General features: G+C 44.7%; 14 protein-coding genes, 2 tRNA genes and 1 rRNA gene. 8 read left to right on the top strand and 9 right to left on the bottom strand.

Going from position 1 to position 23,946, the window contains the following annotated elements:
• Positions 1-185 precede the first annotated feature (185 nt).
• From BWX39_RS02960 to BWX39_RS02925, 7 genes are all read right to left on the bottom strand, one after another.
• A tRNA-Ala gene (locus BWX39_RS02960) sits at positions 186-259 on the bottom strand.
• 21 nt (positions 260-280) lie between these two features.
• Positions 281-354 (bottom strand) — tRNA-Ile (locus BWX39_RS02955).
• Between the two features lie 155 nt (positions 355-509).
• Positions 510-2,042 (bottom strand): 16S ribosomal RNA (locus BWX39_RS02950).
• A gap of 524 nt (positions 2,043-2,566) precedes the next feature.
• Positions 2,567-2,935: a desulfoferrodoxin family protein gene (locus BWX39_RS02940; RefSeq protein ID WP_028906361.1), complete on the bottom strand. Its 369-nt coding sequence runs from the start codon at positions 2,933-2,935 to the stop codon at positions 2,567-2,569.
• 87 nt (positions 2,936-3,022) lie between these two features.
• Positions 3,023-3,937 carry a hypothetical protein gene (locus BWX39_RS02935; protein WP_028906360.1) on the bottom strand — a complete coding sequence of 305 codons (915 nt, stop codon included), beginning with the start codon at positions 3,935-3,937 and terminating at the stop codon, positions 3,023-3,025.
• On the bottom strand, positions 3,934-4,665 hold the full coding sequence (locus BWX39_RS02930; protein WP_028906359.1) for a hypothetical protein: 732 nt from the start codon (positions 4,663-4,665) through the stop codon (positions 3,934-3,936). The genes BWX39_RS02935 and BWX39_RS02930 overlap by 4 nt, the downstream gene beginning before the upstream one ends.
• Positions 4,662-5,165 (bottom strand): RNA polymerase sigma factor, encoded by a 504-nt coding sequence (locus BWX39_RS02925; protein WP_028906358.1) that lies wholly within the window; start codon positions 5,163-5,165, stop codon positions 4,662-4,664. The genes BWX39_RS02930 and BWX39_RS02925 overlap by 4 nt, the downstream gene beginning before the upstream one ends.
• Positions 5,166-5,362: 197 nt before the next feature.
• Here BWX39_RS02925 and BWX39_RS02920 point away from each other — a divergent pair, with 197 nt between their 5' ends.
• Entirely contained in the window at positions 5,363-5,809 is a 447-nt protein-coding gene (locus BWX39_RS02920) for a hypothetical protein (protein WP_028906357.1), read from the top strand.
• A gap of 130 nt (positions 5,810-5,939) precedes the next feature.
• On the opposite strand, the gene BWX39_RS02915 is transcribed toward BWX39_RS02920, so the two are convergent.
• Positions 5,940-6,821: a hypothetical protein gene (locus BWX39_RS02915; RefSeq protein WP_028906356.1), complete on the bottom strand. Its 882-nt coding sequence runs from the start codon at positions 6,819-6,821 to the stop codon at positions 5,940-5,942.
• A gap of 754 nt (positions 6,822-7,575) precedes the next feature.
• Positions 7,576-10,224: a hybrid sensor histidine kinase/response regulator transcription factor gene (locus tag BWX39_RS02910; protein WP_028906355.1), complete on the bottom strand. Its 2,649-nt coding sequence runs from the start codon at positions 10,222-10,224 to the stop codon at positions 7,576-7,578.
• Between the two features lie 335 nt (positions 10,225-10,559).
• On the opposite strand from BWX39_RS02910, the gene BWX39_RS02905 reads away from it, so the two are divergent.
• The 7 genes from BWX39_RS02905 to BWX39_RS02875 all read left to right on the top strand — a co-directional run bounded on the left by BWX39_RS02905 (position 10,560) and on the right by BWX39_RS02875 (position 23,900).
• Positions 10,560-12,878: a TonB-dependent receptor gene (locus BWX39_RS02905; protein ID WP_028906354.1), complete on the top strand. Its 2,319-nt coding sequence runs from the start codon at positions 10,560-10,562 to the stop codon at positions 12,876-12,878.
• A 26-nt stretch (positions 12,879-12,904) separates the two neighbouring features.
• Positions 12,905-14,803 carry a GH32 C-terminal domain-containing protein gene (locus BWX39_RS02900; RefSeq protein WP_028906353.1) on the top strand — a complete coding sequence of 633 codons (1,899 nt, stop codon included), beginning with the start codon at positions 12,905-12,907 and terminating at the stop codon, positions 14,801-14,803.
• A 17-nt stretch (positions 14,804-14,820) separates the two neighbouring features.
• Positions 14,821-15,975, top strand: coding sequence for an MFS transporter (locus tag BWX39_RS02895; protein ID WP_028906352.1), 1,155 nt, complete (start codon positions 14,821-14,823; stop codon positions 15,973-15,975).
• Positions 15,976-15,986: 11 nt separating this feature from the next.
• Entirely contained in the window at positions 15,987-16,868 is an 882-nt protein-coding gene (locus BWX39_RS02890; protein ID WP_028906351.1) for a carbohydrate kinase family protein, read from the top strand.
• A 175-nt stretch (positions 16,869-17,043) separates the two neighbouring features.
• Positions 17,044-18,264, top strand: a complete 1,221-nt coding sequence (locus BWX39_RS02885; RefSeq protein ID WP_028906350.1) for a BaiN/RdsA family NAD(P)/FAD-dependent oxidoreductase — start codon at positions 17,044-17,046, stop codon at positions 18,262-18,264.
• A 665-nt stretch (positions 18,265-18,929) separates the two neighbouring features.
• The gene (locus BWX39_RS02880; protein ID WP_028906349.1) at positions 18,930-21,623 is read left to right on the top strand and encodes a 4-alpha-glucanotransferase; all 2,694 of its coding nucleotides are present in this window, start codon (positions 18,930-18,932) and stop codon (positions 21,621-21,623) included.
• Positions 21,624-21,743: 120 nt separating this feature from the next.
• Positions 21,744-23,900 (top strand): glycoside hydrolase family 97 protein, encoded by a 2,157-nt coding sequence (locus BWX39_RS02875; protein WP_244271504.1) that lies wholly within the window; start codon positions 21,744-21,746, stop codon positions 23,898-23,900.
• The last annotated feature ends 46 nt before the right edge of the window (positions 23,901-23,946 follow it).

The raw sequence follows: 23,946 nt of genomic DNA, 5'->3' as shown, positions 1-23,946 counted from the left end.
AAGTGGCACATATATGAAATACGCGCCACAGGGTTGCTCATACTTTCAGCTGTATCTTGAAATCTATAACCACTCCACAAAAAAGCGGAATGAAATGTCTTACTTTACAGTCTTGCTTGTGTCAATAAGTCAAAGAACGATGTCAATGCAACAAAACGCATGAAGCATGAGATGCATCGAAAAAGTGGAGAATAACGGATTCGAACCGTTGACCCCCTGCTTGCAAAGCAGGTGCTCTAGCCAGCTGAGCTAATCCCCCGAAAAGAACATAAAAGAAGTGTAGTCCCAGGCAGACTTGAACTGCCGACCTCCACATTATCAGTGTGGCGCTCTAACCAACTGAGCTATAGGACTGAGTTGGGTAAGAGCCTCCAGGCTACTACCACGGCTTCCTTCATTTCCATATATGTAAACAAAGACGCAGGTACAAGAAGGGAAACTCCATATCCCTCTCTCAAAAAAAGTGTATCGAACAATATAAGATACGAACAAACAAAAGCCCAATCCAGAAAGGAGGTGTTCCAGCCGCACCTTCCGGTACGGCTACCTTGTTACGACTTAGCCCCAATCACCAGTTTTGCCCTAGGTCGCTCCTCGCGGTTACGAACTTCAGGCACCCCCGGCTTTCATGGCTTGACGGGCGGTGTGTACAAGGCCCGGGAACGTATTCACCGCGCCATGGCTGATGCGCGATTACTAGCGAATCCAGCTTCGTGAGGTCGGGTTGCAGACCTCAGTCCGAACTGGGACCGGCTTTCAAGATTGGATGCGATTTGCATCGCACCGTCCCTCTGTACCGGCCATTGTAACACGTGTGTAGCCCCGGACGTAAGGGCCGTGCTGATTTGACGTCATCCCCACCTTCCTCACACCTTGCGGTGGCAGTATCCCCAGAGTGCCCAGCATCACCTGATGGCAACTAAGGAAAGGGGTTGCGCTCGTTATGGCACTTAAGCCGACACCTCACGGCACGAGCTGACGACAACCATGCAGCACCTTCACAGACGCCCCGAAGGGAGTCAACATCTCTGTATCCTGCGTCTGCAATTCAAGCCCGGGTAAGGTTCCTCGCGTATCATCGAATTAAACCACATGTTCCTCCGCTTGTGCGGGCCCCCGTCAATTCCTTTGAGTTTCACCGTTGCCGGCGTACTCCCCAGGTGGGATGCTTAATGCTTTCGCTTAGCCGCTAACGCCAGGCGCTAACAGCGGGCATCCATCGTTTACCGTGCGGACTACCAGGGTATCTAATCCTGTTCGATACCCGCACCTTCGAGCTTAAGCGTCAGTAACACTCCCGTACGCTGCCTTCGCAATCGGAGTTCGTCATGATATCTAAGCATTTCACCGCTACACCATGAATTCCGCATACGTTGCGTGCACTCAAGTCCGCCAGTTCGCGCTGCAAGGTAGATGTTGAGCACCTAAATTTCACAACACGCTTAACAGACCGCCTACACTCCCTTTAAACCCAATAAATCCGGATAACGCCTGGACCTTCCGTATTACCGCGGCTGCTGGCACGGAATTAGCCGGTCCTTATTCGAAGGGTAAATGCAAAGGGGCACACGTGCCCCGCTTTACTCCCCAACAAAAGCAGTTTACAACCCATAGGGCCGTCAATCCTGCACGCTACTTGGCTGGTTCAGACTTACGTCCATTGACCAATATTCCTCACTGCTGCCTCCCGTAGGAGTTTGGACCGTGTCTCAGTTCCAATGTGGGGGACCTTCCTCTCAGAACCCCTACTGATCGTAGCCTTGGTGGGCCGTTACCCGCACCAACAAGCTAATCAGACGCATCCCCATCCTCCACCGATGAATCTTTGGTCCACGTCAGATGCCATATGTGGACAACATCGGGTATTAGGCCGTCTTTCAACGGGGTATCCCCGAGTGGAGGGAAGGTTGGATACGCGATACTCACCCGTGCGCCGGTCGACGTCCAGAATGTGCAAGCACATAATGCCGTTTCCCCTCGACTTGCATGTGTTAAGCCTATAGCTAGCGTTCATCCTGAGCCAGGATCAAACTCTCCATTGTAAAAAATCATATAAAAAAATGCAATCACAAACACTTGTAAGGAACAACAAGGAAAAACCCATTGCCTTACCAGCGAGGCGACGCACTCCATTTGTCTCTGCTCAGAACCTTCATCCGAAGTATCAAGTTCAAAACACCAAAATCAAGAAAAATGATAGGACGTTTCTTTTACCCATCTGCCAACATCAAAGACGCGGCAGACGCTTCTTGTACTACTTCTCTGTATATGTAAATCTTTTCAAAGAACGAATCCGCTAAAAAGAAACCGCAGGGCGGCATTTCTTGAAAGCGAGTGCAAAGGTATAACAAAAAACAATACGAACCAAATGTTTCAAGAAGAAAAATGAAAAAAACTGCATTTTGCAGGAGAGATTTGATATAAATCAACAAAAGGAGCAAATAACACCTTATATATAAATAGGTGTTCAAAAATAGACATCTAATTATTGAAGACATCACAAATAAAAAAACTGCCCGCATTAACTGCGGACAGCTCTACACTTATGATGGTTTACTTGATTTAATTATTTTGACCTCCACAAACCATGAAGGTTGCAATATTCACGAGCGTAAACTTCTTTTGCGTCTGTTTTAAATTCTGCAACAGGCTTTTCTGTTGGTTCGAGATACTTACGAAGTACTTCGTTATTCTCTGTAATGAGCTCAATCCACTGAATAGAGTGTGCTTCTGTCATAGGGTGTTCAACCTCGCCCACAGTTACACGGTAGCCACCTTCGATTTTCTCAACAACAGGAACGTGCTTTTCCGTTGCTGCATCAGTTGTATTCTCTACTATTTTCTCAAATCCGCAAAGGTCTTTATCTGATGGAATGATAACTTCTACGATATTGTTACTCTCTGAACACTTATAAATTTCGTTTCTTTTTGCCATAATATATTCTTGTTAATGTTTTTGTGCTGCAAAGATAACGAAATCTTTTGTAATGCGCAAATTTATTTTGTAATAAATACAAAAACTTTATTTCAAGTTCTTTGCAGCGTTTGCAAGCACTTCTTTCAGCATTCTATCTTTCACTTTTGCACGCATAGATTCTATTTCTGATTTTACCAACTTCTTCGTATCGGCATCTAACTGTTCAGAAGCTCTACACAAGTCGTAAATTGTTGATATATAATAAGAGGTCTGTATACCGTTGGGAACTTTATATACCAACCTTTTCATTGCATTGAACTGCGACAACCACTCCGTATTGCTCAGTTCAGAAGCCATTTTATACACACCATTTATTTCGTAATAAGTGTTACCGTCGATTTGATTCGAGAGATAATTGCCACTCTTACCCGCATTGCCCTGTATCTTTACATTTCTATTAAAACTTCTAAGAGGCTTACCTTTCTTGGCAAAATCGTTAAACACATTGTAGGTCTGCTCGCTCTTGCGATACTTCGGCTGAACAGACAAGCAACTGATTATTCTTCCAACAGTTGTGCCGTCTTCCTTGTCCGTCCATTCCAAGGCATAACCATAACGACGCAACGAGTCGGTAGGGTCGCTGAACAGTAACTGTATCATATTATCATACTTCTCGCCAACAAATACTTCTGTCCTATCGGGTCCCATCAATCTATACGATGCCAGCTTATTTCCCTTATTCGCAGACACCAACTGATAGGCAGCCTTCGAGTCGCTGTCGAATGCCTTTCGCAAATTTTCTATCTGCTGTTTCTGCTTTTTCGTAAGCGTGAAAGAATAAATATTCAGAAAGTCTTGCTTGGTTTTATCTTCTCGCTGCTCTTTCCTAAACTCATACTTCGCTACTTCGTTTTCTTTCAAAAACGTTTTATAGGCACTCTCTATATGTGCTTGTGCCTGTGCTAGCGTTGGCATTACAGCCAATGCGATGCCTGTTAATATTGCTTTTAACTGTTTCATAACTCAATAATATTTTTCGATTTCAAACTGCAGTTCCTATAATAAATTGTTCCATTTTCATTGTAAACCACCTTAATGCCTTGCGCTTGCTGACTGGCAACATACACATTGGTCTGTGCATCGGAAATCTCCTTGCTCACCATTGCAATATCGTCTTCAGCTTGTTGGCGAGCTATTTCGATTGCTTGTTCTGCCTTTGCACGATATTGTTCCTTCGCATCACCATTCAATGCTTGAACCTTTCGCACCTTCACAGTTTTCTTATTTACAATCGGTTTTGCCGCTGCTATTTCTTGATTATCAAGATTTGAAGACTGCTGCATTTCGCTTTCGTTCTTCGCCAACTGCCTGTCTTCAGTTTCCAATTGCCGTTTTGCTATTGGTGCAGTTGCCGTTTTCTCAGCCACCTTATTATATTTAAAGACATTGTTATTTATCCACACGCCTGCAAATCCTATCAAAAGCAGCAGAGTAGCTGCAACCGCTATCCGCTTCCACAGTACTATTGCAGCAGGTCGTGCTTTGGCAATATCTTCTTTTTGCTCACTTACTTCTACCATTCCATTGTCAAAGTAAGCAAACATATCTTTATAGTCTTCCCATTCTGCAGGCACACGCTGTTCCGAACGAAAATAGTCGGCAAGTGTTTGCTCTTCTTCTATCGTCGTTGCGCCCGCCATAAACTTGTCGAGCAGCGTTGCTATATCTTTCTTATTATATAATGTCATCTTCCTTTCCTCCTTTTTATATCTTCCAACAGCCTTCGCCTCGCCCGAGCCAACAACGTGCTGACCGATGTTGATGCGATGCCTAACAAATGCGAAACCTCCTCGTTGGAACGCTGTTCCACCTGCCGCATATATAATATGGTGTACTCGGTTGTTGGCAAATCGTTTATTCTTCTCTCCAACCATTCCAAGTTTTCCTTTGCTTCCAAAACGTCTGAAGGCGATAGCTGCACATCAGCAATACAAGCAGTTTCGCTGTTCCCTATCGTTTCAGCATTACCAGCCCTGCGCAAATTGAGCGTTAAGTTGTGCGCCATTCGCGCCACCAAGCCTTCCAACGATACAAATTTGCCCAAATCATTGCGCATCTGCCAAAGACGAAGCATAACGTCTTGCGCTATGTCTTCCGCCTCTGTTTCCGTAGCTCCCACTCTTCTTCCTGCCTTTATGGCACAACACCGAAGTTGAGGAACAATCTGTGCAAATGCTTCTTCGTTCATTTATGTTTTATCAACTTACACCTATATAACACATTATCGTGGCTTTTTCAAACCGCAATTAGTCTTTTTTAACAATAAAAGCACTTATATACTGCTTCTCATTTCTATTTTTTATACCTTTGTGATGCAGTATAAAACGGACTGTTACATTTTATTATTATCATTAATTTATTATTATAACACTTTAAATTAGAACAATGAAACGATTAAGTTACTTCATCACAGCACTGTTTATCAGCATCTTCACTATTTCATGTACCTCTGATGAACCTATTGGACGATGGGAATCTATGAAATGGAAATACGAAGGAGTATCATTACTAACAAAGGCAAAGAAAGTTTTTACTGTTACGAAAAAAGGTGGTACCTACCATTTTAAATGCAAAAACTACAACGGTTTTTGGCTTTGCTCAGTTGAAGAGAAGGTGAATAACACCGTAAATACTTACGATTGGCGAAACTTCGACAAGACTTCGCCTAAAAGCGACCAACACAATATATATGGAGGTTGGACAACAGCAAACATCAAGGAAAACGTTTTAACCGTAACCATTGTTCCAAACAAGACCAATACAAAACGTTATGTAACTGTTGAAGTTACAGCAGGCGACATCTTCGACCAATTCTACTTCGAACAAGAATAATCATGGTTCATAATTTTCTAATGCAAAAACACCATTAACTTCTAAAAAAACGCAAGTGGGATTGCCCTTAAACAGGCAATCCCACTCATATTATTTCATCATATTGCAACTAAAACCGCATCATATTCCATCATTGGTCTATGTCCATAAAAAGCTCAATAAACGAGTGAACGGTTGTTGTAGTGTGCAGATTGTAGGCTGTACGATAAGGTTCTGCCAACAAACCGCCAACCGTCTTGCGGGCTTCAAGCCATTCCCCCATCACCTTTTTAACGGTAGATACGGAACACGAATAATTGAGTCGCTGTGCTTCTTTTCTTGCTTCAGCCATTGTATATTTCCATTTCTTTTTCAGTGGCTGTGCTTTTACAACCGGGCGAAGCAACTGCATCTGTGCATAAAGTGTGTCCAGCAACAACCCTTTGTCTTCTTTTGCTGCTTTTACCAACACACCGCTTAAAGTATTCAAGTCTTCTTGCAGACAAGCAAAACGAGTATAGCTCAAATCGCTATGCATACCAGCACCGACAACTAACCAAATCGTACCGTCATTCAACACGTATTGAGCTTCAATGGAAATATTACCGAAATCGCGCATCAATGCTTCCAACTTCCTCCAAGACCTCATTTCATTGTCCATTGCTTTGCGAAACGCCACTGCATTCTTAGCAGGAACAACACTTGTTTGTGGCTTCAATGCCTGAAGACACTTCTTTACTGTATCTGCATTCTTGTCATACAATTTCTTTCTCTCGCCAGCCCAGTTCACCATTCCTGCTGTAGAGAATTCGTTGCAAGACGCTGTATCCGCATAGTAACACCCGTATCTATCTTCTTGTATTATTACTGGCAGATTTGGGTTGCTAACATTGGCATCGTCTTTCGCTTTAGTCTTCACGTTCACCAATGCTGTCTTCTTCCTTTGCACTTTCTTCTTAGGCACTTTGGGCGTTGCATACGTACAACCTAAAGACACTGCCAACGTAAACAAAAGCAATAAAAACTTTCTCATAGTTTGTCTTTTAAAATTCTTGTTTTCTACTGCAAAAATAAGCAATAAATCCTATAACCACAATTGTTTACCCAATGTTTTGAGAATTAAACTTATGATTGTGCTTTGTGCCAAGGGCACAATTCATCATATTTCCAACACCTATCTGCAAATCAACTCCTTATTGTCTACAACCTTGAAAAGTTATCCAAAAGTGTTAAGACTATTTAAAACCCACCATTGAATTTAACGCAAGGGAAAACGATGAAATAGAAACGTGAAACAATGAAAACAGCTCTTGAAAACTTAAAAAGAAAGAATGGTTTTGCAAAAGCATAGGTTTTACATTGCAAAAGAGCCGCTTTTACCGTGCAAAAGAGGCTCTTTTGAAAGGTCAAAGTGCAGCTTTCACCACACGTTTTTGTTCGTTTTGCAATATTTTATGCCTTATACTCCACACGTAAAAGGCTTATTCAATTCACACTTATACCCACAACAGCATCTTAACCACTGATTAACAGAAAGATAAATATTGCACGCAAAAAGTGCCCTTATTTGCAATCGACTTGCTTGCTGTGCAGAAAAATACGAGTATCGGCATGTTTCACGGTCAGAAAATTAACTATTCAAGACTTAGATTTTATATATATTAACAAATAAACAGATATTCTTTGCAACACAACAAAGAACAACCAAGACACCAAACATTGCCATTCTTTACAACGTTTTAGCCTCTACGCACACATTGTCTACCAAACATTGCGCCATAAAAGCTTTAATGCTTCTTGTTGGGCGTGCGACCAAAAAACTCTCGATAGCACTTTGTGAAGTACGACGGCGACGAGAAACCCGCCTCGTAAGCTATTTCCGAAACCGATTTATCGGTAGTTTCCAGCAAGCGGTCGGCACGTCTCAGACGTGCTTCGCGAATTATATCGTTGGGCGAAATGCCTGTTATCGACTTTATTTTCCTATACAGCTGCGCCCTGCTGATACCCATCTCGTGGCTGATAGTTTCCACATTCAAGTCTGAGTTGCCAAGGTTGCCTTGTATTATGGTGCGGAACTTCTCTACAAACTGACTTTCTGCACTCTGCGCAACCGCTTCCATCGGCTCTTGTTGCGCATCGTTTCCAAACACAATCTTCATAAGTTTCCGATTGGTAATCAGGTTTTTAATGCGCGCTTTCAGCACATTCCCATTGAAAGGTTTGGTAAGATAGGCATCGGCACCATACGCATAGCCTTCTGCACGATGCTCGTCCAGCGTCTTGGCAGTAAGCAAAATCACAGGAATATGGCACGTCAGACTGTCGGATTTCAAGTGTTTGCAACATTCCAAACCGTCCATTCCCGACATCATAACATCGCAAACAACAACATCGGGCACTTCCCTGACAGCCTTCTTCAGTCCTTCGCTTCCGTCAGACGCCTCCATTACATCGTATTCGTCGCCCAACAGCGCAGTTGCGTATGCACGAATGCCTGCATTATCGTCGATAACGAGCACACGAGGTTTATCTTCCTGACGGTCGGAAGTTATTTTCGACACTTTGTTTTCGGTTGAAATATCGGTTACGGCTGAACTTTCGTCCAAGAAATCGTTCATTGTGTACGTTTCTTCGGCAGGTTGGAAGTTGTCGCCTGCTACACGTTTCGGCAGAGTTATTGTAAATTCGCTGCCCTTTCCCACTTCGCTTTCCACCTTTGCGGTACCTCCTTGCAGTTCGGTAAATGCCTTTACAATTGCCAAACCTATGCCCGTGCCGTCTTTGTTGCTGTTTCTTACTTGGTAAAACCTGTCGAATATGTGTTTTATGTCTTCCTTTGCAATTCCCTTGCCTGTGTCTTTGATGCAAATTTCGACGGTTTCATCGGTACTTTTCGCCTTTATCGTTATGCTTCCACCTTCGCTTGTGTACTTTAAGGCATTGCTCAACAAGTTGTAACAAATGCGTTCCACCTTATGTATATCGGCGCATAGACGAATGGGCGCAGGGGTTATCAACTCCACTTTTATCTTCCGTTTCGTTGCAATAGACTCGCACGTACTTACCCACTCTTTCAGATAGTCTGTCAGTTCAAACTCGCTCAGCGTCAGTTCCATCTTCTTGTTCTGTATCTTTCTGAAGTCAAGGATTTCGTTTACAAGGCGCATCAGAATGGAAACATTCTTTTCCACAATCTGCAACATATTGCGCTGCTGCTTCGTTAAGTTCTTGTCGTTCACGATATGCTCTATTGGGTCGGCTATAAGCGTCAATGGCGTGCGCAATTCGTGGCTGATATTGGTAAAGAACTGCAGCTTTGCGTTGGTGGCTTGCTCTTCCAATTCGCGACGGAGAATAATGGTGCGGTAGATGTAAACAATAAGTCCGATGAGCAACGCAATGATAACGCCGCCCAAAAACATATATATTTTCTGGTGATTGTATTGTGCAAGGTAAATATCCACCTTGCTATTCAAGTCAGAAAGTCTGCTTCGCTGCTTCATCATCTCCTCGTTTTGCAGCAGCAACACCTTGGCATTGTCTTTCGTTACCAATGCTCCCTTGAGGTAATTATCCCGATGAAATGGCTGTTTTTTCAAAATTCTCATTGCCAATTGCATCACCATATCGCCACGAGTGGGATAGATATACGATGCAAGCAGCTTGCCGTTGTGCACAGCTTCTATGCCACCACCCTTGCTTGGCAGCGCATCGGTTCCGACATACTGCACGTTATGTACGCCTGCTTCTGCCATAGCGCGCTGCGCACCCTCTGCCATACGGTCGTTTTGCCCCCATACAATGTTGCAATCCTTGGCATCTGCAATTGCACTTTTTATGCTTTTGTAGCCCGATTCCTTTGTCCATTCACCAGAAAGGGTGCGTTTCAAGTGAATATCAGGATATCTGCTCAATGCCTGAACAAAACCTTTGTGGCGGTCTATGGCAGGCGAAGAGTTGTCTAATCCTTTTATTTCTATCACCTTTCCTTCGCCGTGCAGGGTCTTTGCAATAAATTCTCCTATTGTTTTTCCCACCTTTACGTTGTCCGCACCTATAAAGGCGGTGTACTTCTGCGAGTCGGTTTTTCGGTCAAACAGTATTACGGGTATTCCCTTATCGTAGGCTTTGTCTATCACAGGCGTTATGGAGTGCACCTGATTGGGCGATATAATGAGCAGGTCTACGCCTCGTTGAATAAACTTCTCTATTTGTTCGGTTTGCAGTTTGTCGTTGTCTTTTGCCGAAGCAAACAGCAATTCGACGTCTTTATGCTGATAGGTTTCCATCAATAATTCGTCGTTCAGCTTGTTACGCCATATATCTTCGGAGCACTGCGATACGCCGATAACATACTTTTTTGTGTTTCTATTGCAGCCCGCAAGCACCAATAATCCCACAAAACACAGAACTATGTGAGCCTTTTTATACATCTTTTCCTTGTCGTTTTAGTTGTTTCCTTTTTTCTACACTACTCTTTCTCAAGATGATATATCTGCAAAGATACAAGTTTTTGTGTATTAATAAGAATTATAAGTAAAGAAAATACAACATATTTTTATCATCGTCAGCCTTTATTTTCAACCTTTCAAGATTGCTGCTTCGCGCTTTTTACAGTACAATACGAGCAATAATCTTTCAACTTCACACACATTTGTTGCATTAAGACAATTTTACCACTCTGTGCAACAAATTTTATATTGCCTTTTACAAATATACACTTACTTTGCAGCAAGTTCAACACTAACAGATAACATTAAAATCTATAATGAATATGATTACCTATTTTTCAACTAAACTAAGGACGGTAACTACTGTTATTGCTTTAGCATTCTTTTTTACAGGGGCTGTTGCTCAGGTGAAAAACGAAAAACAAAGTGAAGAGAAATCGAAGGAAGAAAGCAATCGAAACGTAATGCTCAACGCCGCAAGCGCAAATGGACCACGCGAAATACAGATTGGACTCCCTATGTCAGATGTAAATGTTCTTGAGAACGGACTGCCCGTTACCTATGCAACCAATCCGCATAGCGTAAATACTATTTGGCGTTCTGATGCGAGTCTGGGACACGTCGGACTCTTAAAAATATCGGAAACAGCCCTTACGACAGGTAATATCGGCTATGCGGTCAGTTCATTTACCAAACTTGGAGAGGAGGGATTTCACGGCACGTTCAACTACAAGACCAACCATTTCGGCTTGCAGGAGTTCTCGTTGAACGCCAATGGCGGTTTCGGCAACAACTGGTTCTACAGCACAAGTATCTATCAGGACTTCGACCCTGGCACTTTTAAAATAAAATCGAGCCAGTTGCAGGACCGTACACAAATCTACAAGGCTGCCCTTACCAAACGTTACCATAACAACCGAGGCGAATTTACGGCAATGTACCACTATTCTAATTCGCACCCAGTGTACAACTACGCCACGCAATCGGCACCTTTCATATATGTTGGCGATGGTAGCGTAAAGGAATATGGCAAGTTCAAGCTTGGTACTACATCTTATCTGCCCACCGATGCCACGATTACATATCGTGATATGAACACGGGCGAACTGAAACAAACTACGATGTATGATGCCACAGTAAACCGTTCGAGTGAATTTTCTTTAACAAATAAATACAATTGGGATAATGGATATAGCTGGAAAATAGCAGCACGATACGACCACGCACGTGGAGCTTTAGTTTATCAAAGCCCTATGTCGCTTATAAATATAAAAGACAATCCAACAGCATACAATTATGTAATGCCAACTATAACTGGAGGAACAACACCTTATACAGGCGATTACGTCCAATCGCGAATGTCAAGTTTAAATTCAGGAATCATTAACGAATTTCTTTTAACATCAGAATTACAGAAAAAGTTTACTACTTCAACCTTACGTTTAGGTATAAACGAGTGGTATTACCACATCGATTACCGTTCAAACACATCTATGTACGACCAAAGTGTGCCGTCAGATGGGAGCTTTCCAGTCAGACTTTACGACACAAATAAGCACTCAACCTACTTCTACGATTTTAATAAGAATGCTTCAGAATTCTATCGTGGACACGAAAACAAATTAGCTTTATACATGATTCACGATTGGGACGTAACGCCTAAACTTAATCTTTACTATGGTTTCAGATTAGAAAGCCAGAAACTTAAAGGTGTTAATGCAGCTGTTAAAAATGCCACTGGTGGCTATGTTGGCAGATTTGCAGATTACTATATTGGTGCAATTGCTCCCGATGGAACAAAAATTACACCAAATCCAATAGATTACAATTGGTTTAATTATGATGTTTCGGCTGCTGCAACCTATAAAATTAATAATAACTTTGGACTTACTGGCGACTTTACTTATATTGTTCAGCATCTTCGTTTTGAATCGTTCGCTCCAGCAACATTACCAAATACAGGAAAAGTAGCGGTGCCTTTAGGAAGAGCAGGTGTATATTACAACAATTCATGGCTAACATTAACTTCGCTGTTCTCTTATATTTCAAAGACAAACAACAATTCTACACTAAATTTGCAACATGGTGGCGAAATTATGGCGACACCATTAACATACGATATAAAAACTTGGGGGTGGACAACCGACCTTATTGCACACCCATTGAAAGGATTGGATATACACTTCCTTTTCACCTATCAGGAACCGACTTACAAGAAGTATGAAACTTCCATTACGTTCTCTGATGGATACGTTGGCAAGATTAATGCAACAGGAAACATTGTTGCCGAGATACCAAAAGTGCTTATCGAGTTCGACCCAAGCTATATGCTTACAAAGGATTTGAAGCTGTGGGCAAGCTTCCGATACTTCAGTAAGACTTACGCAAACATCAACGACGCCTACTATTTCAACGGTCATTGGGAAACCTTCGGCGGCGTAAACTGGCAGGTGAACAACAAGTTGGCGTTGGGTTGCACGGTTGTAAACTTCCTCAACCAGACAGGTGCAAAGGGCAGTATAGCAGGCGCAGAGCTGATAACGAAGGAAGATGCGAAAGACATTTCCAACGTTTTGATGACAGGCAGCTACCTCCGTCCATTCACAGTAGAACTCTCTGCATCGCTCAAATTCTAAACTTCTAACGACTTAAACATTCAATTATGAAACGTACCAACATGTATATAATGTGTGCTGCTATGACTTTAGCAGCCACATCAGCGAAGGCTCAGACCATACAAATGTCGCAGAAAGGCGACACAACCATACTGAACATCACCAATCCAACAAAGTATTTGCTGCTTCCAATAGAAGAAGCGAAAGACGAAGCACGGGTTCTGCTCGACACATCGAACCCTGCTGACACGTGGATGGACGTGCGTTTGGCACAAGACAAGATAGATTACTACGTCCCATTCGAGTTGGGCAGTGGCACAAGGGCAACGGTTAAGATTCTCAATCTCAAGCACGACGCCATCTGTTACAAGCCTAACGTACTGAAACTATCGAACGAATGGAACACGGCAAATACCGATTTCTATCGTCCATCTTACCACCACACACCTTCATACGGGTGGATGAACGACCCCAATGGCATGTTCTATATGGACGGTATCTATCATCTTTGCTACCAATACAACCCCTACGGCTCGAAATGGGGCAATATGCACTGGGGCCACGCTACCAGTACAGACCTCATTCATTGGAAAGAAGAGAAGCCTTCAATCGCCCGCGACACCTTAGGACACATCTTTTCTGGAAGTGCCGTAATAGATAAAGACAACACGGCGGGCTACGGAAAGAATGCCATTATAGCCCTCTACACCTCCGCAAGCGACAAGAACGGGCAGATAGAGTGTATGGCTTACAGCACCGACAAGGGCTATACGTACACTAAATACGAGCATAATCCAGTCTTGACGCCGTTCGATGGGCTGAAAGACTTCCGCGACCCGAAGATCTTCTGGTACGAGCCAGCAAAGAAATGGTATATGATTATATCAGCCGACAAGGAGATGCGCTTCTACAAATCTTCCAATTTAAAGAAGTGGGACTACGTCAGTGCCTTTGGAAAAGGTTACGGAATGCAACCTAATCAGTTCGAATGTCCCGACTTTGTACAGCTTCCTGTCGATGGCGACAAGAACAAAATGAAGTACGTTATGTTGGTAAACATCAACCCTGGCTGCTTGTTTGGCGGTTCAGCCACGGAATATTTCGTGGGCGATTTCGACGGAAAGAACTTCAAATGCGATACTCCTCCGAACGAATACAACTTCTTGGATTACGGCAAAGACAACTATGCCACCGTTTGTTTCTCTGGCGTTGAAGACCGTGTTCTCTCCATTGCGTGGATGAGCAACTGGCAGTATGCCAACATTACACCTATCAAACAATATCGTGGTGCCAACACCTTGCCACGCGAATTGAAGCTCTACACGGGCACAGACGGCAAGCTGTATGTATCCAACAACGTTGCTCCCGAGGTCAAGGCATTGCGCAAAAACGCCCTTACACTGCCTGCAATGAACGTTAAAACCATTACCGACAGGAAGAACACCATCAAGAGTAAGGAGAATGCCTTTGAACTTGAGATGGACGTAACACCCGCTTCAATGGCAACAACAGGCATCGAACTCTACAACGCAAAAGGCGAAAAAGTAAACATCTACTTTGATATGAAAGAGAGAAAGCTCGTTATGGACCGCACCGAAAGCGGACTCATCGAGTTTGGAAAGCTTGCCGTTCCTCACGACATAGAGAAGAACTATGCCGATATTCATCAAGGAGTGGGCAACACGCCGTTCCGTGTTTTCAACTCAATCAACTATAAAAACGACTTCGCTCTTGGTACTTGGGCACCACTAAGTCTGTGCGAGGGCAAGACCTACCACGTTGATATATTCGTGGATAAATGCTCTGTCGAAATCTTTGTCGATGGCGGTCGCATCGCAATGACCAACCTTGTGTTCCCAACAACGCCTTACACATCGGTTAAGTTTTATAACAAGGGGGCATCGTCAAGCTTCCGCAACATAAAAATCAGTGAGCTATCACTCTAATAAAAGGCTATTGAACTATGAACAATTCCAAGACTTTAAAGCTCATTCCCATCATGTTCTGCTTCTTTGCGATGGGCTTTGTAGACTTAGTTGGCATTGCCTCCAACTATGTTAAAGCAGACTTAAATCTCACCGATGCAACGGCAAACGTATTTCCGTCGCTTGTTTTCTTCTGGTTCTTGATATTCTCTGTACCCACAGGAATGCTGATGAACAAGATTGGGCGCAAGAAAACCGTGCTGTTAAGCCTCATCATAACTGTCTTTTCATTGCTTTTGCCTATCTTCGGGCAATCGTATGAACTTATGCTGGTGTCGTTCTCGCTGCTCGGAATCGGAAATGCACTGATGCAGACATCTATCAATCCGCTGGTAATGACAGTGGTGCAAGGAGGCAATATGGCTGCCACCTTCACCTTCGGACAATTCATCAAGGCGATTGCCTCGTTCCTTGCACCTTACATTGCTATGTGGGGCGCAATGGCCACCATACCTTCCTTCGGTCTTGGCTGGCGTGTTCTCTTCCCCATTTATATGATTATAGGCGTGTTGGCATCGCTCTTCCTTGTGTCTACACCTATCGAAGAAGAGAAGATTGAGGGCAAGGCAAGCAGCTTCTTAGAGTGCATTCAGCTGCTGGGCAAACCTGCTGTGCTATTCAGTTTCTTCGGCATTATGTGCCACGTGGGCATTGATGTGGGCACCAATGCTACTGCACCGAAAATCCTGATGGAACGTTTGGATATGACACTCAACGACGCCGCCTTTGCCACTTCGCTGTATTTCATCTTCCGTACCATCGGTTGTCTTACGGGTTCGTTCTTCCTTCGCACGATGAAGATGAAACATTTCTTCATTATCTCCGTTGTTCTTATGGCATTGAGTATGTGCGGACTATATGTAGGAAGCAGCAAAGCCATTCTCTACACAGCCATTGCACTTGTCGGCTACGGCAACAGCAACATCTTCTCAATGGTGCTGGCACGTGCCTTGGAGAGTGTGCCCGAGAAGCAAAACGAGGTGAGCGGACTTATGATAATGGGACTTTTCGGTGGCACCATCTTCCCTTTGCTTATGGGTTTTGCAAGCGACAGTATGGGACAAGCAGGTGCCGTGCTCATTATGGCAATAGGTGTACTCTACCTTTTCACATACATTCCTAAAATAAAATAAACACAATAGCTATGAAACAATATATCGTTGGTTTGGGCGAGGCTCTATGGGACTGCCTCCCCGAAGGTAAAAAGATAGGCGGAGCACCCGCAAACTTCGCTTTCCACGCAGGACAATTCGGACACGATTCCATTGCTATCAGTGCAATAGGAAACGACAAATTGGGCGAAGAAACCTTGGCAGAGTTCGACAAGAAGCACGTAAACTACCTGATGCCTGTGGTAGATTATCCCACAGGAACGGTACAAGTAACGCTCGACGAGGCGGGTATTCCCACTTACGAAATAAAGGAAGGTGTGGCTTGGGACAACATTCCGTTCACTTCGGAGATTGAAGAAGTGGCAAAAAACTGCCGTGCCGTCTGCTTCGGTTCGCTCGCACAGCGCAGCAGCGTAAGCCGAAACACCATTCAGCAGTTCCTCGATGCCACGCCAGACGACTGTCTGAAAATCTTCGATATTAATCTTCGGCAGAACTTCTATAACGAGAACATTATCCGCAACTCGCTCAAACAATGCAACATACTGAAGATTAACGACGAAGAGTTGGTTGCTATTGGCCGCATTTTCGGCTATCCCGGCTTGGATATGGAGAACAAATGCTGGCTGCTCATTGGCAAATATAACCTTGATATGCTCGTGCTGACGTGTGGCGTAAACGGCTCTTACGTGTTTGCCCCTAATCTTGTGTCGTTCCAAGAAACACCGAAGGTCGATGTTGCCGACACCGTTGGAGCGGGCGACTCGTTCACAGGCACGTTTGCTGCAGCCATTCTCGCAGGCAAATGTATTCCTGAAGCCCACAAGTTGGCTGTTGAGGCAAGTGCATACGTATGTACACAAAATGGCGCAATGCCCATTCTGCCAAAAGAACTGATAGAAAAGGCGAAATAAAACCCCTCTCCTTCTTTTATATAAAAGGCGCAATTTGTTCTTTGCATAATGCAAAACAGCAAATTGTGCCTTGCTTTTTATGTACCCAACCGTCTTTTTGCACACTATCGTTTGTGCGCTTGGAGCAATTATCGTAACTTTGTAGCTACCGTAGAAACAATTAGAAATAGAGTAAATGCAGAACATTGCGATTATAGGAGGAGGCGCAGCAGGCTTTTTCGCTGCCATTTCGGCAAAGACCACACAGCCCAATGCCGCTGTTACCGTGTTTGAAAAAGCAGGGCGCGTATTGGCGAAAGTTGGCGTATCGGGGGGCGGACGCTGCAACCTTACCAACTCGTTTGCCGACATAACCGACCTGAAGCAGGCTTATCCACGTGGTGACAAACTGCTGAAACGGCTTTTCAAAAGGTTCGATTACAGCGATGCCTACCAATGGTTCGAGGCGCATGGCGTTCGGTTGGTTACGCAAGACGACAACTGTGTGTTTCCTCGCTCGCAAGATTCGCAGACCGTTATCGACTGCTTAACGCACACGGCGCAACGTCTTGGCGTTACCGTCTGCCTGCACCATTCGCTCACAGGCATAGCAAAACAAGCGCAGGGAAAGATTGAAGTGCACTTCAAGGATAAACCTTTGCGCACATTCGACAGGGTGATTATCACGACAGGAGGTTCGCCACGTGCCGCAGGCTTGCAGTATTTGGCAGACTTAGGGCACAAGATAGAACCGCCTGTGCCATCGCTTTTCACGTTCAACATTGCAGAAAAAGCATTCTGCAACCAAATGGGAACGGTGGTCGAACGTGTTCTGCTGTCCATTCCTGCAACCAAGTTCCGCAGCGAAGGCGCACTGCTTGTTACCCATTGGGGTATGAGCGGCCCTGTCACGCTGAAACTATCGTCGTATGCAGCCCGCCATTTGGCAGAAAACAACTACCAATCGGCAGTGGCTGTGAACTGGGTGTACGAAACCAACACGCAGCTTGTAGAGCAAAATCTCGTTGCCATAGCAACCGAAAACCCGAAAAAGCAAATGGCAAACATTCGTCCATACGACCTCCCTACTCGCCTTTGGGAGTATCTGCTCCACCGTTCCGACATAGAGAAGGAGAAACGTTGGGGCGAATTGGGAAAGAAAGCGTTGCACAAACTCGTGGAAACACTTACGAACGACGTGCACCAGATTTCGGGCAAAGGCAGCTTTCGCGATGAGTTTGTAACGTGTGGAGGCGTAAGCCTAAAGAACATTAACCCCAACACGCTGGAAAGCAAGGTGTGCGAAGGTCTTTTCTTTGCAGGCGAAGTGCTCGACATTGATGCCATTACGGGCGGTTTCAACTTGCAGGCAGCGTGGACAACTGGCTATGTGGCAGGGCAAGAAGCAAGCGTATAAAAGCACACGCATAACTGCAAACGAAAGTTAAAAGCAAAACAGTTGTAGCGATAAATGTTAATTTTGAAAATACAAGATAGAAGCTGCTAAAAAATAGAAAATACGCCATTGAAGGCTGCTTATTTTTCCTTTGCAAAACAAAACAATAGGTTTCGCCGAGTGAAAGCGGCTCTTTTACCTTGCAAAAGAGCCGCTTTTGCATTGCAAAAACGGCTGTTTCAGCACGCAAAACATAGTCAATAAATCGGATTTAGTGCTCTAAATACGAAGTTTTAGCCTCAACGCTGTTGCACACGTATCACACTTAAACGCATACACAATTGTTATTCAATAAATTAGGACTGCACACAAATGGCTGCGATATTTGAAAAAAGAAAAACATTCGTGCAGAAAAAGCCCGTTATTTGCCACTTTACAGAGGTTTTTGTAAACACTTAGTAACTTTTATTAACATCGCAAACTCGCTACGAAAGATGATTCCTAAGCAAGGGAAAGCAGTAGCAAGGTGTGTAAAAACCGATTTACGATTGACATTGTTCAGCGTGATACAACATTCGTTTTCAGATTTGCAAACGTTTGCACTCGGTTAGCCGAAAAACGTGCAAAAAGATTTTGCAGTTTCGTTTTATTATTGTTACCTTTGAGCCAAAATAACTAACAGCTATATGAACTTACAATTTAGCATAGAATACAAGACATATTACGGACAAGAACTTGTCCTGAATATCGTAAACTGCAAGGAGTCGGGAACCAATTCGGTGTGCCAGTACAGAATGCACACGCGCGACGGCTTTCTTTGGACAGTAGAAATCAACAGAGATATAAAGCCGGGAACGGTGGTAGACTATTTTTATAGTGTCCACGTTGGCGACCACGAAGAACGTCGTGGCTGGAGCGTTGCGCCCCACCGCGTAATATTCAATTCGGCGCAGGCGTTGAATTACAGGATATTCGACCACTGGCGCGAAATTCCAGACAACGCTTTCCTGTATTCTTCAGCAGTTACCGACTGTGTAGTAGGCGCAAAGATAGAGAACTTGAAGTTGGAAAAGTTCAGCAAATTCGTATGCTTGAAGGTGCGTGCTCCGCAACTCGGTGTAGGCGACAAGCTCTGTCTGATAGGTGCCGACCCACTAATGGGCTCGTGGAAAGAAAAGAAAGCGGTGAAGATGACGCAAGTTGCCATAAACGAATGGGCAGCCTGTCTCGACGTAAGCCAGTTGGCAAGCAACAAGTTGGAGTTTAAGTTTGCCATTCTAAACCCCAACAAGGAGTACTCTCCGATGTGGGAAAACTGCAACAACCGCACCATAGAGTTGCCTGCAATGGAAGAGGGCGACGCTTTGATATACGAACTCAACGAAGCCAACTTCACCCTGCCGCCAACACGTGTAGCAGGTACGCTGGTGCCATTGTTCTCGTTGCGTTCCGACAGTAGCTTCGGTGTGGGCGACTTTGGCGACTTAAAGAAGATGGTGGACTGGGTGAGCCTGACGCAACAAAAGGTTTTACAAATTCTGCCTATCAACGATACCACCACCACACACACGTGGACAGACTCTTATCCATATAGCTGTATCTCTATTTTCGCATTGCACCCTCAGTATGCAGACCTCAACGCGCTGCCTGCCTTGAAAGACAAAGCGCAGAGAGAACGCTTCGAGAAAGAACGCCGACAGCTAAATGCGCTGCCGCAAATGGACTACGAGCGTGTGAACGAACTAAAGGGAGAGTATCTGAAACTTATATACGAGCAGGAAGGAAAGGCTGCTATCGGCAGCAAGGAATTCAAGGCTTTCTTTACTGAAAACAAGAGTTGGCTGGTGCCTTACGCACAATACAGTATGCTACGCGAGAAGTATGGCACCGCCGACTTTGCGCAATGGCCCGACCACAACCAATGGGACGAATCGGAAAGGAAGATGCTTTCCACCAGCAGCAACAAGGCTTACAAGGACGTGGAGTTCTATTATTACGTGCAGTTCATATTGAGCAGTCAGCTGAAGGCTGTACACGAATACGCCACGGCAAAGCGTGTGATTTTGAAAGGCGACATTCCTATCGGTGTAAATCGCAACGGTTGCGACGTGTGGTCAGAGCCACGTTACTTCAATCTGAACGGTCAGGCAGGTGCGCCGCCCGATGGTTTCTCGGCAAACGGACAGAACTGGGGCTTCCCTACCTATAATTGGGACGCTATGATAGCCGATGGCTGCCAGTGGTGGTTGCGCCGTTTCCAGAATATGGCAAACTATTTCGACGCTTACCGCATCGACCACGTGTTGGGTTTCTTCCGCATTTGGGAAATCCCCGTACACGCCGTGCACGGCTTGCTGGGTCAGTTTGCGCCATCGTTGGGTATGACACGCGAAGAAGTGGAGGGCTACGGACTGCGTTGGCAGGAAGAACTGTTCACCGAACCGTTCATTACCGATTGGGTAATAGACCGCATTTTCCGTGAGCACGCCAACGAAGTGCGCGATAAATACATAGAAAAGACGTGGGGCAACCGCTACAAGATGCGCCCTGAATTTGATACACAGCGCAAAGTAGAGGCAGCTTTCAAGGGAATGGAAACCGACAAGGATATTTGGATTCGCGATGGTTTGTATGCCTTAATCAGCGATGTACTCTTTGTTCGCGACCATAAAGACCCGAACAAATTCCACCCACGCATCAGCGTACAGCTGGATTTCATCTACGAAAGTCTGTACGATTGCGACAAGCACGCATTCAATACGCTTTACAACGATTACTTCTATCGCCGCAACAACCAGTACTGGTATCAGGAGGCAATGAAGAAGTTGCCGAAGTTGGTGAACGCAACACGTATGCTTGTGTGCGCCGAAGACTTGGGAATGGTGCCCGACTGTGTGGCTTGGGTAATGGACGAGCTTCGCATATTGAGCCTCGAAATACAGTCAATGCCGAAAGACCCGAAAGTGAAGTTCGGACATTTAGGTGCCAATCCTTACCGCAGTGTGAGCACCATCTCTACCCACGATATGGCAACACTGCGCCAATGGTGGGACGAAGACTGGAACAGGGCGCAGGAATACTACAATACCATGTTGCACCAAGGCGGTCCTGCACCGCATCCGATGCCGGGTTGGTTGGCAAAAGATATTGTAGAGCGACACCTAACATCGCCAAGTATGCTTTGTATCCTCGGTATTCAAGACTGGATGAGTATGGACGAACGCCTCCGATTGGCTGATGCCGATGCCGAACGCATAAACATTCCTGCCAATCCGAAACACTATTGGCGATACCGAATGCACGTCAGCATAGAACAACTGATGAAGAACGAGGACTTCAACAAGAATATAACAGAACTGATTGTCAGGTCAGGAAGATAACAAAGAATAGGGCAATGGGACGTATTTTTACTGCGTCCCACTGCTTGTATTTATAAGGATAATAAAAAAGCAGGTATGAATAGATTTAAGGTATTGATTGTATTGCTGTGCTGTTCCGTTATGGCAATGGCACAAGGAAACGTAGAAAGCAACAGCGACAAGTGGAAAACGGCAGCTTCCCCGAATGGTAAAGTAGTTGTAGGGTTTGGTATTGACAACGGCAGACCTTACTATACGGTGCAGTATGGCACGAAAGATGTTATTAAAAAGTCGTTCCTTGGCTTAGAGTTGGCAAAGAGCAAACACGCCAGCAAGGGTATGGAAGAAACTAATTTGATGGACGGTTTCGAGATAACAGAAACACAGAAAACGTCGTTCGACGAAACTTGGAAACCTGTTTGGGGCGAAACCTCTGAGATACGCAACCACTATAACGAAATGTTGGTACACTTGCTGCAACCTAAAAATAACCGTAAGATAATGGTTCGCTTCCGTGTTTACGACGATGGCGTGGGCTTCCGTTACGAGTTTCCGCAGCAAAAGGAACTCAATTATTTCGTTATCAAAGAAGAACATACACAGTTTGCCATGGCAGGCGACCACAAGGCGTGGTGGCTTCCTGGCGATTACGACACACAAGAACAGGAAACACAGGAGAGCAAACTGTCGGAAATACGCAGTCGCTTCCGCGAGGCTGTGAACTGGAATAACTCTACGGTGTCTGTATTCTCGGAAACTGGCGTGCAAACATCTTTGCAAATGAAATCAAACGATGGTCTTTACATCAATCTTCACGAAGCTGCGTGTGTCAATTACCCCACAATGCACTTGAATTTGGACGACAAAAGCATGGTGTTTGAAAGCTGGCTGACACCTGATGCCACAGGTATGAAAGGCTATATGCAGACTCCTTGCGAAACTCCGTGGCGTACAATAATCGTCAGCGACGATGCTCGCGACATGCTTTCGAGCAACTTGATACTCAACTTGAACGAACCTTGCAAGATTGAAGATACAAGTTGGATTCACCCAACCAAGTATATTGGCGTATGGTGGGAGATGATTGTGGGCAAGAACAGCTGGAATTACACAGACGAATTCCCATCTGTTCAGCTCGGAAAAACCGATTACAGCAAGGCTGAACCAAACGGCAGACACGGCGCAACAACCGAGAATGTGAAGAAATACATCGACTTTGCAGCCGAAAATGGTATCGACCAAGTACTTGTTGAAGGTTGGAACGTAGGTTGGGAAGACTGGTATGGACATTCAAAGGACTATGTTTTCGACTTCGTAACGCCTTACCCAGACTTCGACATCGACTATCTGAACAAGTATGCGCACGAAAAAGGCGTTAAGTTAATGATGCATCACGAGACTTCTTCAAGCACTCAGAACTATGAACGCCACCTTGAAGCGGCTTTCAACCTAATGAACAAGTACGGCTACGATGCTGTAAAGACTGGTTATGTGGGCGATATTATTCCACGAGGCGAGCACCACTTCTCGCAATCAATGAACAATCACTATATGCACGTGATTAAAGAAGCAGCCAAACACCGCATTATGGTGAATGCACACGAGGCTGTTCGTCCGACAGGACTGTGCCGTACATATCCTAATATGGTAGGCAACGAAAGTGCACGTGGCACGGAATACGAGGCTTTTGGTGGCAGTCGTCCCGACCATACCGTTATTTTACCTTTCACACGCTTGCAGGGAGGACCGATGGACTATACCCCTGGCATTCTTGAAACGCAGCTAAAGACTTGGAGCGACAATACAAGCTACGTGCGTACCACGCTCGTTGGTCAGCTCGCACTATACGTAACGATGTACAGTCCGCTGCAAATGGCAGCCGATTTGCCTGAAAACTATAAGAAATTCAACGATGCTTTCCAATTCATAAAAGATGTTCCTTGCGACTGGAGCCAAAGCATCTACTTGGAAGCAGAGCCTGCTGATTACATCACCGTTGCGCGTCAAGACAAGAATTCAAATGATTGGTACATCGGAGGAAAGTGCGATGAGAACGGACACAAGAGTGTTTTGAAACTCGATTTCCTTGATAAGGATTACGTTTACGACTGCACTATCTATGCTGACGCTAAGGATGCGGACTACAAGAACAATCCAAAGGCATACAAAATCACCCATAAGAAAGTGAAGAAAGGCGATGTCTTGAAGCTGACAATGGCATCTGGTGGTGGCTTTGCCGTATCTTTAGAGGCACGTTGGAATGGCGAAGAACGAGTTGAACGACCAACAAAGATGTAATAAACGGATTGCTTTATTAAATAAAATAGGAAACTTAACAAAGTAA

Source organism: Prevotella intermedia ATCC 25611 = DSM 20706 (assembly GCF_001953955.1).
GTDB lineage: Bacteria > Bacteroidota > Bacteroidia > Bacteroidales > Bacteroidaceae > Prevotella > Prevotella intermedia.
Note: the sequence above shows the minus strand (reverse complement) of the source record. Positions and strands in the feature narration are given on the sequence as shown.